The organism is Paenibacillus sp. FSL E2-0177, assembly GCF_037992975.1.
In the GTDB taxonomy this organism is placed as follows: domain Bacteria; phylum Bacillota; class Bacilli; order Paenibacillales; family Paenibacillaceae; genus Paenibacillus_AQ; species Paenibacillus_AQ odorifer.
The window spans coordinates 3,689,110-3,704,202 of record NZ_CP150307.1; the positions used below are offsets into that span (position 1 = coordinate 3,689,110).

Genomic DNA, 15,093 nt, shown 5'->3' on the forward strand with positions numbered 1-15,093 from the left:
AATGACGGGAGGTGTTACTTATCGCTAGGACAAAAGAATTTAACAAAGATCAAGCGCTGCATCAAGCCATGCTGTTGTTTTGGAAAAAAGGATATGAAGCGGCTAGCATACCGGATTTACTAGAGGTGATGGGCATCAGCAGATCCAGCCTTTACGATACGTTTTCCGACAAGCAAACCTTGTATACAGATGCCCTTGAGCATTATAAAAAGGGGAATTTCAATAAGCAGGCTATTCTTGAACATGCATCTAGCGTTAGAGATGGAATTCTTCAATTTTTTGAGTATCATATTGCTTCAGCATACGATACCAGCCTGCCGGGCGGGTGTTTTGTTACGAATGTAGCTACAACATTGGAGTCGCCAGATGAAAAAATTAATGAGTTGATAAAGGCTAGTTTTTTGGAATTAGAGCAAGCTTTTTGTGACCTTTTAGAAAAGGGCCAGCAACGGGGAGAAATTGATAAAACGACTGATATCAAAGTGTTGTCTTATTTATTGTTGAATTTACATCAAAGCATTAATATTATGGCCAAAGCAGATCAGAATCCGGAACGTGCAAAAGAGATGATTAGCTTTGTAATAGCAGGAATCTAATTTTTTTTAATTATTTCGGAACGATCGTTCCGTTATCATATTCCCCATATTTTGAAGGTGCTAATTAAGGAGTATGTGTTAGACTATATTTTTTTTAATTATTACGGAACGATCATTCCATTATTGAGAAATCCCTCAAAATAAGGAGAGGTGTCTAATGAAAGTATCGTTTATTGGGCTTGGAAATATGGGGCTCCCAATGGCCCAAAATCTGTTGAAAGCGGGTTATGAATTAGTCATCTTTAATCGAACCCTTGAAAAAGTTGAACCCTTAATGAAACAGGGAGCACGATATGCCAAAACACCGCTAGAGGCAGTGAAAGAAAGCAATCTTGTAATTACCATGCTTTCTGATGATGCTGCTTTGAAGGAGGTCGTCGAGGGACCAGATGGTGTTCTGAATGGATTGTCGGAAAATGGAATTCACATCTCTGCCAGTACAATCAGCGTAGATCTGGCTCGAAAATTATCCGTCTCGCATGCGGAGCGAAAGCAACACTTTGTGTCTGCCACGGTGATGGGGCGCCCAGATGCCGCTAAAGAAGCTAAATTGCGTATTATTTTAGCTGGTCCGGAACAAGCAAGACAACGGGTACTTCCCGTTTTAACAGCATTGGGTCAAGAGATAGTAGAGATTGGGGATCACGGCGAAGAAGGGAACGTTGTGAAAATTGGCGTTAACTTTCTAATTGCTTCAATGCTGGAAGCTTTGTCGGAAGTGCAGCTAATGGTAGAAAAGCACGGTATTGATTCGTCCCGATTTATGAATGTCGTGAATGCTCTTTTTCAATCTCCAATATATCAGAACTATGGAGCGATCATGAGCGAACAACGCTTTGAACCGGCCGGTTTTAAAATGAAGCTTGGGTTAAAAGATGTTGCATTGGCTATTGAGGCAGCGAAGTCCGTTCAAACTCCTCTACCTTTAGGTCAGCTTATCCACCATCACTTGTCTGAAGGAATTGCCAATGGTTATGGTGAGTTGGATTGGACGGCTTTAATCCGTTGTCTTGAGCATTCTTCTTAAAAAATTGGGTTGCACCGATGATGTCGGGCGAATTGCAAGAGAAAATATAAGGAGAGATTAACTATGGAAATAGGTGTTACTTCGTTCATAGAAACAAAGCCTGATACTGAGACCGGAGTTGTGATGAGTCACGCACAGCGATTACGAGAAGTCGTCGAAGAAATCGTCCTTGCGGATCAGGTAGGACTTGATGTGTTTGGCATAGGTGAGCATCATCGTGAAGATTATGCAGCTTCATCACCAGCAGTGGTGTTGTCTGCTGCAGCCCCCCTAACAAAGCGGATTCGATTGACGAGTGCTGTGACGGTTCTTTCATCAGCTGATCCTGTCCGTGTGTTTCAGGATTTTGCCACGCTTGACGGCTTATCCAATGGACGTGCCGAGATTATAGCGGGCCGGGGTTCCTTTGTTGAATCCTTTCCGCTTTTTGGGTATGACTTGCATGACTATGAGGATTTATTTAATGAAAACATCGAGCTGCTTCTGAAAATACGGGAATCTGAGAAAGTTACATGGAGTGGAGGACATCGATCAGCGATAAATAATCTGGGTGTATACCCGCGCCCTGTTCAGCACTCTTTACCCATATGGATTGGTAGTGGCGGTACCCAGGAGTCTGCCGTGCGTGCAGGACTTCTGGGCCTGCCATTAGTCCTGGCGATTATCGGTGGAAACCCAACCAATTTTGCACCGCTTGTACAACTGTATAAAAAGGCGGCAGCTCATGCCGGACATGATGTATCGCGGCTTCAGGTAGGTTCACATTCCATCGGATTTGTTGCAGAAGATACGGAACAGGCGGCAGAACTCTTTTTTCCGTCTACCCAGTACGGTATGAATAAGCTCGGCAAAGAACGGGGGTGGGCGTACTACGATCGTTCCAGCTATGATGCTGCCCGACGCTTTGATGGTGCGTTGTATGTAGGGGATCCGGAAACAGTCGCCAAAAAAATAATCCATCTGCGTAAGCATGTAGGGATTACACGATTCATGATGTATGTTCCCTTAAGTACGATGCCGCATGAGTTGGTTATGCGGGCTATAGAACTGCTCGGTACAGAGGTTGCGCCGCGAGTACGAGAGGAAATTGCCAAGTGGGAAGCTCAAATGGGATAAGGATTATCTATGAATAAGACGTAAACGAACGAATTCATTATTTTATTTGGAGGGATTATTATGAGTGTTGAACCACGTATACTACCAGAATTAAGAGAGGTTTATTCACAATTTCCTGGATTTGAATTGGAGAAGAATTTAGAGTGGAGCAGGAGCTTAGTGTCAGCTGCATCCGTGGAAGGAACAGAGCATGTAAACACAACCAGGCGCAAAATCCCGAGGGATGGAGGCGAGATGCTGGTGAAAATTTATGAGCCTGCCGGGCGAACGAATGACTTGTTACCTGCCATGCTATGGATTCACGGGGGAGGATACGTGTTAGGACATCCGGATATGGACGACGAATTATGCGAACGTTTTGTTCAGACAGCTGAATGTATAGTCGTATCGGTTGATTATAGGCTTGCTCCCGAGCACCCTTATCCGGCGGCGATCGAAGATTGTTATGCTGGATTGGTATGGATGACGGAGGAGGCAGCCTTGCTTGGCATTGATGTGGATCGGGTTGCAATTGCCGGTGCTAGCGGTGGCGGCGGACTGACAGCAGCACTCGCGCTGATGGCGCGTGATAAAGGAGGACCGTCTCTTATTTTCCAAATGCCATTATACCCGATGCTTGACAACCGTAACATCACACCGTCCAGTCATGAGATTACGGAAGCAGGCGCAATCTGGAACCGAACAGACAACATAGCAGCTTGGAACATGTACCTGGGCGAGGAGAGCGACGTCAGAGGAAAATCTACTTATGCAGTACCCTCGAGAGCGGAGAACTTGGCAGGTTTGCCGCCAGCCTATACTTGTATAGGTCAGCTCGATCTATTCCGAGACGAGACAATGGAGTATGTGGCACGACTTGCACAAGCAGGTGTAGATGTTGAATTCCACCTGTATCCCGGTTGTTTTCACCTTTTCGAAATTTTCGCTCCAGAAACAGAAGTGAGTCAGCGCGCTGTTCAGGGCTATATGGATGCGATGGCCCGGGCACTTCATCCTAGCTAATCATAGGGACTAAAATAAACTGCGAATACGCTGAAAAAGTTGATTGGTTATTTAAGTAGAGACACGTAATTATTCGGGAAGTATTCATAAAAAAGATGAGGTTGTTGATTTTAAAAACAGCCTCATCTTTTGTTATATATTATTGATTTCAAAAAGGGCTTAGATTACTATCGTATTGTTCATTGGAAGCTTATTTCTTCAATTTTTATTTACATGATGCAAAACAGTTTAAATATTGATAGGGTAGGCTTATATATTTGTAGACAGCTTGATCCAAATTATATCAAGTGATAAGGAGAATACAACATGTGGGATAAGATTAAGGGTGGGCTTTACGGCTTATTGATTGGAGATGCTCTTGGTGTCCCCTATGAATTCAGATCAGCGGAGCAGCTCCCACCTCTGGAGCAGATTGAGTTTACTCCTCCTGTGGGCTTTCAGCCCACCTACCGAGATGTTCCTGCCGGCACCTGGTCGGATGATGGTGCGCAGGCACTATGTCTGCTGGAGAGTCTGATCGATAAAGGTACACTGGAGCTAACTGATTTTGCTGACAAATTGGTCGACTGGTATCATGAAGGTAGATGGGCAGTAGCCCAACAAGTTTTTGATGTTGGAATACAAACCAGTCGTACGTTGTCTACTTATTACCAAGGAATGTCCCCTTACGAGAGTGGCAATACAGTTCCTGATGGGAAAGGGAATGGGGCGCTAATGCGCGTGCTACCACTTGCCTTGTGGCACAAAGGAACAGATAAACAACTTGTTCAGGATGCACATACTCAATGCCTTGTAACTCATGCACATATCTGTAATCAGGTATGTTGTGCCTTCTATGTGTTAATTGCACGTGAACTGTTGCAAGAGCAAGACTTCAATCTGTGCTACCGAACTGCTCTTAGCAAGCTTCGAACGATCTACCAGCAGATGCCTGAGCATGAACGGGAGCTCGAAGAGAACATTCAGCCAGATAAAGTATTCTATGGCGAAGGATCTGGTTATGTTGTGGATTCCTTGTTCAGTGCGTGTATGATCCTCCAAACCTGCACTTCCTACGAAGATGCCGTCAAACGAGCAGTTGCCTTAGGCAACGACACGGATACAACGGCCTGTATCACAGGTGGTCTTGCCGGAATCCGATATGGCTATGAGCATATCCCTCAGCGCTGGATCAACCAGCTGCGAGAGGCAGATCTGGTTGATCAACTGCTTCTCCGTCTTCAAACTGCATGAGGTGTACTAAGTTCTATTAGCATTAACAATGAGGAGGAGTGGGAATGAACGCAGCAGTACAGAGGTTTTTAGACGATGTGTGGAGCGAGATGATAACCATATACAACAAAGAGACTATAAGAATAAATGAATTCATAGGAAATCGTCCGCTCCAGGCAGGGATAAAGGATTATCTTCAGGTAGCTTGGCGTGACGGAAAAATACATATTGATGTTGAAGAACCGTTTGATTGGACAGACAGCTCTTATAAAATCGAAGCAGGTCCTTATATCGCCGAACTCACGGATGAATTAATTAGATCTGAACTTTACCCGGCTTTATGCAAGAGAGTGGAGGAGCTTTTTTTATCAGAGAAGTTAGGTCCTCGTTTTTTTGATTACCGATTCCAGATCGTACTTTCCTTTGAAATGGAGGACGAAGACTTAACACTTTGCGTGCATCTGGTTAACGAAGAGAAGCTGAACGAACTCCGCAAATCATTACAGAAGTTTATAACATCCAAAATCATGTCTAATCTTCCCGTATTGCCGAGTGTTGATGACCAGTTTTTCTTTTCTCATCACTTGATGAACCCTGATCTTATGAAGCAAGAAGAAAATACGGTTGGCCCATTAATTGAGCATTTATCCGACAAGCTCAGAAGTAATAGGCGACGCTTAGACGAATGGACTGGCCAGTATACTTTGGCTATGGATAATTGGATTCATAATATTTTTCTTCCGCGCTATTTTGTGCGTACAGGCAGCTTTAGAATGGATTGGATACCTAAAGAGAATATGGCGCTTATGGATCCGAACGCGGATCAACTTTCCTTTTTTGTATATGCCACTCTGCAAATTGGAAAAACGAAACCGGACATCCGGGAACAATATTTGAAACTAGCTGTCCAGCTTGGTTCAAAACACGCAGCGGAGTATATCCAGGGGGGAAGCGGGAAATTCACTCCAGTATATAAAGGGACCCGTGTTGAAGTTGATAATAATGATGTAACGCAGAGCATTGAAGTCCGGATTTTGAACGAGGAGGAAGCAGCTTATGGAGAAGCATTGGATCACATTACCCAATTGCTGCAGCAGGGATTCCCGAAGGAATATAACCTGAAGCTGAAAAGCAAACAAAAGAACTATCTTCCTCTAAAAAAAATGGCTAAATCAGGTCTTCATCAGTTTTTTGCGGGTGCACTAGCCTATCCGTCTCTTTTTCCTAAGCTGGCTGCGTATGCGGATATCGCTATGGAGCCCTATGCGTGGTACAAGGACACGGAACCGGGTGAAAAGTCGGTCATGCCTAGTACCTATGCTGTACTCGGATTAGGATTATATAGCAAGGAATATTTCTCACTCGTCTCTCGTTATATGGAGATGGTAGATTCGGAGCACCAAATGATACAGGATAGTTATGCGGAGACCTTTATTGATGCGCACGCCGTGGAGGCTGAGCTTATGCCAGTCCTAGTAGACATCCTGCTAGCAGGAAATGAGGAAGCAAGATCTGTCAAAAACTTCGTGATCGATCGGGTCGAGCTTGCAGAAGCGCTGCTTCAAGAGCTGTCGCCTAAAGAAATATATGAACGGGAGCAGGTTATATACCGGATATTCGGAAGCCGTGCAAAGCTGGAAAAATCCGTGAAGTCAGAGCAGACGGAACTTGAACTTAGAGTTATTCTATCGGAGCTACTGACTCTTATAAGTTGATTACGATATATAAAAAATGGAATTCCCTATTGGTTCGGGCAGGAAGATGATGATGTTTTTATTGTGGCTTCAGTGGAGCCAAGTGGTTTATCATTTTATGCAGAGATGAGTAATAGTGATTGGAGTTCTTGGATAGAGAGATTTAAATTGGAGGCGACAAAAGTATTAGGATTTGATGTTGGTGAACCCGAAGACGGGTTTATGTAATGAAGTACACAATTTAATTGTGGGGATGATTTCGTGTTTACTGAAATGGTAACTCAGTATTTACCTGTTCTCTTAGAAAAAGAGGGTGATTATTTATTTGAGTAGAAAGACGGAATAGTAAACCTTAAAAAACAGTCCACCTATTGGTACGTTAGTTGAACAAGATTAGAGGAAATCCCTTTTAATAGGGGTTTCCTTTTATTTTTACAAATTTAAAGTTAGTTCTGTTGAGAAGCCTTAAATAAGTACCTGCCTGTGGAAATAGGAAGAATTTGCTTGCCCTTCGCAGAATTTTCTGTTATTTTTGATAGTAACAATATGTTATTAACAAAATGATACTAAGTATAACTAATTTTTTTTTTCGCTCTATGAATGAGTGGAAAAAGCGGAGGGATGTAAGATGAAAAAGGTAGCGGCTAACTGGAATCTGTTCGAAATTACGTGGTTGATACTATTTACCTCAATCGCTGTCGGGTTTACAGTGATTACAAAGGACTCTTTATTCGGATTCACGGTATTTATTACTGGGGTGTTATGCGTGGTGCTAGCAGCGAAGGGCAACCTGATGAGCTATGTTTTCGGCATGTACAATACCATCGGTTATGCTTATTTGGCCTATATTAACGGTTTGTTTGGAGAGGTTATGCTGAATCTGCTATTCTTTGTTCCAATGAATGTCATTGGCTTCTACATGTGGAAAAATAATCGCCAAAAAGACGGTAGACTGACCATGCGGCAGATGGATCTTAGAAGACTGCTCCTCGTTGGGATGGTCTGTGTAATCGGCTGTTTAGTGCTCGGATTTGGGCTTTCGTTCATTCCGGGACAGAATTCGCCTTACATTGATGCCACTACAACGGTGCTGTCTGTTGTGGCGACCTTCTTAATGGTTAGAAGATTCAAGGAACAATGGCTGGTCTATATCGTGCTAAATCTCTTTACGGTGCTGCTGTGGGCGATTCGCATGCTGGAGGGCAGCGGGGAAGGCCTACTGATGATCGTGATGTGGAGCGCGTATCTGGTCAACGCAGTTTACGGGTACTATATTTGGAATAAAGGGGCGAAGGAGGTGGCGGCATGAGCACGCTTGGACTAACACTGGGGAAGTTTGCCCCGCTGCATAAAGGCCATCAGTTCATGATTGAAACGGCGCTACAAGAGGTCGATGAATTGATCCTGGTCATTTACGAAACGACAGTCACTCCGATCCCGCTTCATGTCCGGGCAAATTGGATTCGCAGGCTCTATCCGGAAGTCCGGGTAATCGAAGCTTGGGATGGTCCGGATGGGTATTCGGATGACAGGGAGCATGAGGTTCGGGAAGAACAGTATATACTCGGTTTGCTGAACGGAGAGCAAGTAACGCATTTTTACTCGAGCGAATTCTACGGCAAACATATGAGTCTCGCTTTGGGTGCAATAGACCGGCGGGTGGATGAAGCCCGAGAACGGGTCCCGATCTCAGCGACGATGGTCCGTTCCAATCCATATCAGTACAGGGAGTTCGTAAGTGATATCGTGTACCGGGATTTGATCACGAAAGTGGTGTTCGTTGGAGCAATGTCGACGGGTAAGTCGACGATCACCGAAGCGCTGGCACGGCGATATTGCACGACGTTTGCGAGCGAATACGGACGTGATTATTGGACCGAACATCAGGTGGACCGCCGAATCGGCTTGGAAGCGTTCGATGAAATCGCAGTGGGTCATATCGAGCGCGAAGAACAGGCAATGCATGCGGCGAACCGGGTTCTGTTCGTCGATACCAATGCGATCACGACGTATATGTTCGCCCTGGATTACCACGGCCGGGCCCCCGAGCTGTTAACCCGCATCGCTCTGGAGAACGCGCAACGTTATGATCTGTTCTTTTTATGCGCTGACGATATTCCTTACGACGATACGTGGGACCGCAGCGGGGATCAGAAGCGGCATATCTTTCATAAACAGATTATCGCGGATTTGAAGGAGCGGCGGATCCCCTATATTACGCTGCGGGGGAGTCTGGAGGAACGTATTCGCAGGGTTGATGAAGTGTTGGCGAAGTTCGAGCCCTACGGGAACTATTTCGGAGAGCTGAACGGTTAAATCAAATATAAAGGAGGCATACCCACTTGGATTTGTTGGATAAGGATGGACTTACGGAATCTGAATTTTTGAAGCAATACAGGGCAGGGGATTACGAGCGTCCTTCAGTGACGACGGATATGGTTATCTTCACTGTGACGGAAGAAGAGGCTGACAGTTATCGCAAACTACCGGAAAAAGAGCTACGCGTCCTATTAATTCGCCGGGGGGCTCACCCCTTCCTGGGCAAATGGGCGCTGCCTGGCGGTTTTGTCCGGCCGAATGAGACGACTGAGCAGGCAGCAGTAAGGGAACTATGCGAGGAAACTGGCGTAGAAGACGTTTATCTGGAGCAGCTATATACGTTCAGTGATATCGGGCGCGACCCACGAACCTGGGTAATAAGCTGCAGCTATATGGCTCTGATCAATAGCGACAAGTTGGAGCTTAAGGCAGGAGATGATGCAGCAGACGCCGCCTGGTTCAAGGTATCCTATCGGCCGCTGCGGGAGCAAAAAGAACTGATTGTGGACGGATACATCAAGACGCTGGAGTACGAACTCAAACTAAGCAGTGAAGAAGAAGAACTTTCGGCGGTCGTGGCGAGGACTATGACAGCGAAGACTACATCGACTGGCACGGATTATGAGATCGTATCGAATGACGGATTGGCCTTCGACCATGCGAAGATCATAGCATGCGCTATTGATCGGTTACGGGGAAAAGTGAATTACACCGATATTGCACTGCACTTGATGCCGAAGCTTTTTACCTTGACGGAACTGCAGCAGGTTTATGAGGTAATTATGGATAAAGAGCTGTTGAAGGCGGCCTTCCGGCGTAAAGTAGCCGATCTTGTAGTGGAGACCGATCATTATACCGAAAATGCGGGGCATAGACCATCCCGCTTATATCGGAGAAATTTGGAGGGTTAACGATGATTTACAATATCGATGAGTTAAGAAAAGCATATAACGAGGGAAAAAAGTTCAAATTCGTGTTTTTTTGGGGACATACACCGCCTAAGGACGGGAGCGTTGATAAAAGCTGCTTCAGCCAATGGTGGCTGTGCCCGTTCACGGTAGAGGGAACGCAGTACTCATGCGCCGAGCAGTTTATGATGGCCGAGAAGGCAAGGTTGTTCGGCGATGACGAAATGCTGGAGTCCATCCTTAAAGCTAAGCATCCAAAGGAGATGAAGGCTTTTGGACGTGCGGTCCAAAACTTTGACAAAGATATTTGGGATAAGGAATGTTACAACATCGTCAAAAGAGCCAGCTTGGCCAAATTTTCGCAGAATCCGAAGCTTAACGATTATCTTAACTCGACGAAGAACCGCATCCTCGTCGAGGCTAGCCCGCGGGACCGTATTTGGGGGATCGGCATGGGCCAGTCCAATCCGGATGCTGAGAATCCCATGAAATGGCGGGGCAGAAATCTGCTGGGGTTCGCACTGACGGAAGCGCGGGACGAGTTGCTGCGGAGTTAGATTTATACAAGATTAAATTAATGGACTTGAGGAAATCAATGACAGGATGAGGGATGACCGTGAAATATACCGATTATATCTGCCTGAAAACAGGAAGATACCAATCAGTAGGAAAGTTTGGCGATAATATTTATGCATATGAGGTCCTTACGGGGGTAACCGACTCCCCGGAGTACCATCAAATTTCTAAGGCGGAATTCGATTCTTTTGAAACTTGGAGCCAAGAGTACATTTCGGATCTTAAAAAAATGTATGAAATCATTAACCGCCCCGTTATCTGCAGCGGCTACTTAGGGAGAGCGGAACTAAATCTTTCACTGCTTCGGAATATTTAGCTGTAAATAATATCTTCTACTGAGATTATAGAAACAATTCTTCGCTCAGAGGACAAGAACATAGTCTCACGGGATGCCGCGCTGTGCGCGGCTTTTTTTATCGGTACAAGTTCTTGTCTTTTGTTTAGGGCAAGAACTTGTCCCCAATGTCACTTAATGATGATATACTTACCTCATTAATTATGATATTGATAATCAATATCAATTGAATTGATAGGTGATATATAAATTGCAAAAGGTGAGATGAAGGAGCGCAGATAGATGCAAGACGAAGCAGCAGCAAGTCAGGTATTTACACCGGAGATGATCGATACGATGGCCCACATTTGGACACGTTCGATCATTACATTAATAGATGTACGTTTTCAGAATGTAGCGTCCCAATACCCGTTGGAGCAGTATAAAATGCCTAGTAGCATGTTTATCTATGCATGTGGAGGAGAAGCACAAATTCAACTGAATGAAACCACATTTGGAATGGAACGCTTTGGTTTAGTTCACGGAGGGAAGGGGAGCCTGCTCAGTATTTCGCCTAAAGGGGAGAATGTGAAGACCTTTATGGTATTTTATAAAGCAGAATTACCTCTTTTTTTCAAGAGGCACCTGCAGCAATTACTCGAGGAAGTAAATCCATTTGTTCAACAGTATGGTTATACACCAAGTAATCCTATCTTGCTACTCGATTGGTTTCAACAGATGATGAATGGCTGGAACCGCGGCAAAGCGATGGATCAGCTGCAGGCCAAAAGTTTTCTATATCAATTGATACATGGGGTGTACAGAGATTTTGAGAGTGGGGAGATTCGGTATCTCCAGCCAGATCCAGCCTGTTCTGCCAAGATATATCTCGATAAACATTACATGCGGCCGATTATGTTCCAAGAAATTGCCGATATGTTTGGGATCAGTGGCGGGCAATTGACGCGGCTGTTCAAAAAAAAGGAAGGCATCAGCTTACAGGAGTACCTCATTCAGAGAAGGATTGAAGCTGCCTGCCATGACTTGAAACATACAGAAGCAACCATTAAAGAGATCGCAACAGGATCTGGTTTTGCAGATGAGAAAAATTTGTTTCGGATGTTTAAGAAGTATTACAAGATGACGCCAAGTGATTATCGGAAAATAAACGCACTATCTATGCAGGTTGATGGTATTGATAATGATTCTCATTTTCTTTACTATGAGAGGGAACTAGCGGGTCTAGTCCAGTCTTATAGAGAAGGGGAATCAACCATGTTTGGAAAAGTAAGAAGTAAAGAAATGATCTTGGCGGCGACGATGAGCTTGATGCTGTTATTGTCGGCATGTGCGTCGGGAACGCCATCGAATAACGGGGGAACGGTGAATTCAAACCCTGCGCAGACACAACAGACGACACAACCGGAAGCTTCAGAAGCAGTCTCGCAGACGAGAACGATTTCCACAGTAAAGGGTGACGTTAAGGTACCGAACAACCCTCAGCGTGTTGTAGTCGATTATTTGGTTGGTGATGTGGTGGCCCTAGGTGTAACTCCTTTAGGGGTGGCGAGAGCGGCAAGGGACGGGAAAGAGGCTGTTTTTGCTAACCAGATTACAGACTCTATTAAAATAGCTATGGAGCCGGAAGATGTCATGACTCTTGAGCCTGATCTGATCATTTTAGCATGGGGCGATGAAAATTATGAAGATTTATCCAAAATTGCCCCGACAATTTATGTCCCTTATGGTGATATGACTACAGAAGAGCGGATACATTTTATTGGTGATGTTTTGAACAAGCAGGAAGAGGCTAAGGCTGTTCTGAGTGCTTATGCCGGAAAAATAGAAGAAGCGAAGCTAGCCCTTCAGAATGCAGGTCTTTCAGACGTGACGATTACTATGGGGGAATTCAGTGATAAAAGTAACTACATCGCTGGAGCCAAGCATGCGGTTGGCGAGCTTGTTTATAATGGACTTAAAATGAAGGCACCTTCAAAAGTTCAAACTGATATTATTGACACAGATAAATATTGGGGAGATATCTCTATGGAGGTCTTGGCTGCTTACATAGGGGATTATCTAATCGCTATAGGAGATACGGAAGTCCCTACTGATAATGCGGTCTGGAAATCGCTACCTGCTGTGCAACATAATCGGATCATATCGGTGGGTACATCGCTATCTTGGTCCACGGATATAATGACTTCCAGTGCATTGATTGATCATATTGTAAATCAATTGCTGGCTATGGCTAGATAAGGATTTTGACGAGGTAAAAAGAAGTACTCCAATTTGTAAATATGACTATCAGTAGGTAAGGAAAGGAAAGCGTAATGAAAAACAAGCCTGAACAAAAACGCCGTGGGGCGGTGAATTTCACCATGTACATGGTGGTAGGGCTTGGATTAACGGTTCTCATGTCGGCGGCGTCGATTAGCTTCGGCGCCGCCGACATGAGGTTAGCGACTGCATGGGAGGCTATTTTCCGATTTGATCCAACGCTCACTGAGCATCAAATTATACAAACCCTACGTCTTCCGCGTACCGTAGCCGATCTGATCGTCGGATGCAGCCTTGCGGTATGTGGGGCTATTATGCAGGGAACGACGCGAAATCCGCTGGCTGACTCCGGGCTGATGGGCATCAGCTCTGGTGCAGCATTCGCGATTGCTCTTTGCCTGGCCTTTCTGCCGGGTTATTCGTATGGGCATATGATGCTGTTTGCTTGTCTGGGAGCAGCACTCGCGACCGGGATCACTTACTTCATCGCGTCACTGGGCAAGCGCGGGATGACGCCTCAGCGGCTGGTACTGGCAGGACTGTCCATCTCTATGCTATTTGGCGCACTCAGTCAGTATTTAGCGATCAATTATAATCTGGGTCGAGCATTAGCATTCTGGACGGCAGGCAGTACAGCGGGGGTCAAGTGGGGGGAATTGCTGATCATCTCACCGCTATTTGTTGGTGGTGTACTGCTGGCGCTGGCGCTATCTCCTTCTGTTACACTGCTCAGTTTGGGGGATGATGTGGCAAGTGGACTCGGTATTCGTAGCGGACTGGTCAAAGGTTTATCGACGATTATCGTGCTCGTGCTGACTGGATTAGCTGTTGTCTTAGTTGGTCCGATCGGGTTTGTTGGTCTGATTACCCCACATATTGTGCGATACATGGTCGGTGTCGACTATCGTTACATTATTCCGGCAGTTGCACTATATGGTGCGTTGCTGACCGTGTCGGCCGATCTGGCTGGCCGCTTGATCAATAAGCCGTTCGAAACACCGATTGGTATTATATTTTCTATCATTGGTGTGCCGTACTTTCTCTTCCTGGCTCGCAAGCAAAGGAGGGAATCTGAATGATCAAGCAGCGTTATACGGTGCAAAGGGGCATTATCGTCAATATAGTGCTTATGGTGCTCATCCTTATTTTTGCTGTCATTAGCATGAATTCTGGCAAAATGAATCTTTCACCGCTAGAAGTGCTGAATGTTCTCCTCGGAAACGGTACAGATAAGCAAAATCTGATCGTGTTCGATTTTCGCCTGCCACGAATCACACTGTCGATCTTGGTAGGTCTGGGAATGGGAGCGGCTGGGGTCGTGATGCAGAGTTTGCTGCGTAATGACATGGCTAGTCCAGGGACGCTGGGGATTAGTTCGGGATCGGGTTTGTTTGTCCTGTTCTTCGTCGTATTCATCGCATCGACAGGAAAGGGCTCCTTTATTGCCCTACCACTACTGGCCTTTGTTGGCGGATTATTGGCGGCGGGATTGATCTTCTTATTATCGTATCGCCGTGGGCGAGATATTTCGCCAATCGGTTTGATCTTAACCGGGGTCGCACTCGGAAGCGGGTATGAAGCGCTGACCACCTTCCTGACTCTCAAGCTGAATGATTCGCAGATGGATTTCATGCTGCATTGGCTGGCGGGAAGCTTATGGGGCGCTGATTGGCGTTATATTTCCGTACTGGCACCATGGGTCTTGATTTTACTCGGCTATATTTTCTACAAGTCTCGCATACTCAACACCCTCCATCTGGGCAATCAGACGGCAGAAGGGCTGGGTCTTGCCGTGAAGCGGCAGTTTTTGGGGTTGTCGGTCGCTGCGGTTGCTTTATCCTCTGGCAGTGTGGCCGTGGGCGGAAGCTTCTTTTTCGTTGGCTTGATCGCTCCGCATGTGGCAAGAAAACTGGTCGGGCCCGATCACAAATTGCTCGTTCCGGCTGCCAGCCTGACCGGAGGATTAGTCGTGGTGCTGGCTGACACGATTACGCGCACGGTTAGCTTGGGGGGAGATGTGCCGACGGGAATCGTCATTACGGTCATCAGTGTTCCGTACTTTCTTTATTTACTATCGAAGGCCAATTAG

General features: G+C 45.7%; 14 protein-coding genes. All 14 read left to right on the plus strand.

The window, feature by feature from the left end; genetic code table 11:
• Positions 1–11: 11 nt before the first annotated feature.
• Entirely contained in the window at positions 12–596 is a 585-nt protein-coding gene (locus MHI25_RS16390) for a TetR/AcrR family transcriptional regulator (protein ID WP_254857069.1), read from the plus strand.
• A gap of 157 nt (positions 597–753) precedes the next feature.
• Positions 754–1,623, plus strand: a complete 870-nt coding sequence (locus MHI25_RS16395; protein WP_076126565.1) for an NAD(P)-dependent oxidoreductase — start codon at positions 754–756, stop codon at positions 1,621–1,623.
• 63 nt (positions 1,624–1,686) lie between these two features.
• A complete protein-coding gene (locus MHI25_RS16400) occupies positions 1,687–2,739 on the plus strand; it encodes an LLM class flavin-dependent oxidoreductase (RefSeq protein WP_076126567.1) in 1,053 nt (350 codons plus the stop codon).
• 60 nt (positions 2,740–2,799) lie between these two features.
• The gene (locus MHI25_RS16405) at positions 2,800–3,741 is read left to right on the plus strand and encodes an alpha/beta hydrolase (RefSeq protein ID WP_340393652.1); all 942 of its coding nucleotides are present in this window, start codon (positions 2,800–2,802) and stop codon (positions 3,739–3,741) included.
• Positions 3,742–4,047: 306 nt separating this feature from the next.
• The gene (locus tag MHI25_RS16410) at positions 4,048–4,974 is read left to right on the plus strand and encodes an ADP-ribosylglycohydrolase family protein (RefSeq protein ID WP_340393656.1); all 927 of its coding nucleotides are present in this window, start codon (positions 4,048–4,050) and stop codon (positions 4,972–4,974) included.
• Positions 4,975–5,018: 44 nt separating this feature from the next.
• Positions 5,019–6,668 carry a DUF6138 family protein gene (locus MHI25_RS16415; RefSeq protein ID WP_340393661.1) on the plus strand — a complete coding sequence of 550 codons (1,650 nt, stop codon included), beginning with the start codon at positions 5,019–5,021 and terminating at the stop codon, positions 6,666–6,668.
• A gap of 607 nt (positions 6,669–7,275) precedes the next feature.
• The gene (gene pnuC / locus MHI25_RS16420; protein ID WP_076217644.1) at positions 7,276–7,956 is read left to right on the plus strand and encodes a nicotinamide riboside transporter PnuC; all 681 of its coding nucleotides are present in this window, start codon (positions 7,276–7,278) and stop codon (positions 7,954–7,956) included.
• Positions 7,953–8,963 carry an AAA family ATPase gene (locus tag MHI25_RS16425; protein WP_340393664.1) on the plus strand — a complete coding sequence of 337 codons (1,011 nt, stop codon included), beginning with the start codon at positions 7,953–7,955 and terminating at the stop codon, positions 8,961–8,963. The genes pnuC and MHI25_RS16425 overlap by 4 nt, the downstream gene beginning before the upstream one ends.
• 26 nt (positions 8,964–8,989) lie before the next feature.
• Positions 8,990–9,877 (plus strand): NUDIX domain-containing protein, encoded by an 888-nt coding sequence (locus MHI25_RS16430; protein WP_340393665.1) that lies wholly within the window; start codon positions 8,990–8,992, stop codon positions 9,875–9,877.
• A 2-nt stretch (positions 9,878–9,879) separates the two neighbouring features.
• Positions 9,880–10,431 (plus strand): NADAR family protein, encoded by a 552-nt coding sequence (locus MHI25_RS16435; RefSeq protein ID WP_340393666.1) that lies wholly within the window; start codon positions 9,880–9,882, stop codon positions 10,429–10,431.
• Positions 10,432–10,484: 53 nt separating this feature from the next.
• A complete protein-coding gene (locus MHI25_RS16440; RefSeq protein ID WP_076179406.1) occupies positions 10,485–10,766 on the plus strand; it encodes a hypothetical protein in 282 nt (93 codons plus the stop codon).
• Between the two features lie 261 nt (positions 10,767–11,027).
• A complete protein-coding gene (locus MHI25_RS16445; RefSeq protein ID WP_339187138.1) occupies positions 11,028–12,983 on the plus strand; it encodes an AraC family transcriptional regulator in 1,956 nt (651 codons plus the stop codon).
• A 158-nt stretch (positions 12,984–13,141) separates the two neighbouring features.
• Complete coding sequence (locus tag MHI25_RS16450) at positions 13,142–14,083, plus strand: iron ABC transporter permease (protein WP_312149973.1); 942 nt, start codon at positions 13,142–13,144, stop codon at positions 14,081–14,083.
• Positions 14,080–15,093 (plus strand): iron ABC transporter permease, encoded by a 1,014-nt coding sequence (locus MHI25_RS16455; RefSeq protein WP_340393669.1) that lies wholly within the window; start codon positions 14,080–14,082, stop codon positions 15,091–15,093. Before MHI25_RS16450 ends, MHI25_RS16455 begins: the two co-directional genes overlap by 4 nt.

What these genes read in the sequence shown, in the direction of transcription:
- MHI25_RS16440 (WP_076179406.1), top strand. Translation starts at nt 10,485, where the DNA reads ATGACCGTGAAATATACCGATTATATCTGCCTGAAAACAGGAAGATAC.
- MHI25_RS16435 (WP_340393666.1), top strand. Translation starts at nt 9,880, where the DNA reads ATGATTTACAATATCGATGAGTTAAGAAAAGCATATAACGAGGGAAAA.
- MHI25_RS16445 (WP_339187138.1), top strand. Translation starts at nt 11,028, where the DNA reads ATGCAAGACGAAGCAGCAGCAAGTCAGGTATTTACACCGGAGATGATC.
- pnuC (WP_076217644.1), top strand. Translation starts at nt 7,276, where the DNA reads ATGAAAAAGGTAGCGGCTAACTGGAATCTGTTCGAAATTACGTGGTTG.
- MHI25_RS16410 (WP_340393656.1), top strand. Translation starts at nt 4,048, where the DNA reads ATGTGGGATAAGATTAAGGGTGGGCTTTACGGCTTATTGATTGGAGAT.
- MHI25_RS16425 (WP_340393664.1), top strand. Translation starts at nt 7,953, where the DNA reads ATGAGCACGCTTGGACTAACACTGGGGAAGTTTGCCCCGCTGCATAAA.
- MHI25_RS16405 (WP_340393652.1), top strand. Translation starts at nt 2,800, where the DNA reads ATGAGTGTTGAACCACGTATACTACCAGAATTAAGAGAGGTTTATTCA.
- MHI25_RS16455 (WP_340393669.1), top strand. Translation starts at nt 14,080, where the DNA reads ATGATCAAGCAGCGTTATACGGTGCAAAGGGGCATTATCGTCAATATA.
- MHI25_RS16400 (WP_076126567.1), top strand. Translation starts at nt 1,687, where the DNA reads ATGGAAATAGGTGTTACTTCGTTCATAGAAACAAAGCCTGATACTGAG.
- MHI25_RS16395 (WP_076126565.1), top strand. Translation starts at nt 754, where the DNA reads ATGAAAGTATCGTTTATTGGGCTTGGAAATATGGGGCTCCCAATGGCC.
- MHI25_RS16450 (WP_312149973.1), top strand. Translation starts at nt 13,142, where the DNA reads ATGTCGGCGGCGTCGATTAGCTTCGGCGCCGCCGACATGAGGTTAGCG.
- MHI25_RS16415 (WP_340393661.1), top strand. Translation starts at nt 5,019, where the DNA reads ATGAACGCAGCAGTACAGAGGTTTTTAGACGATGTGTGGAGCGAGATG.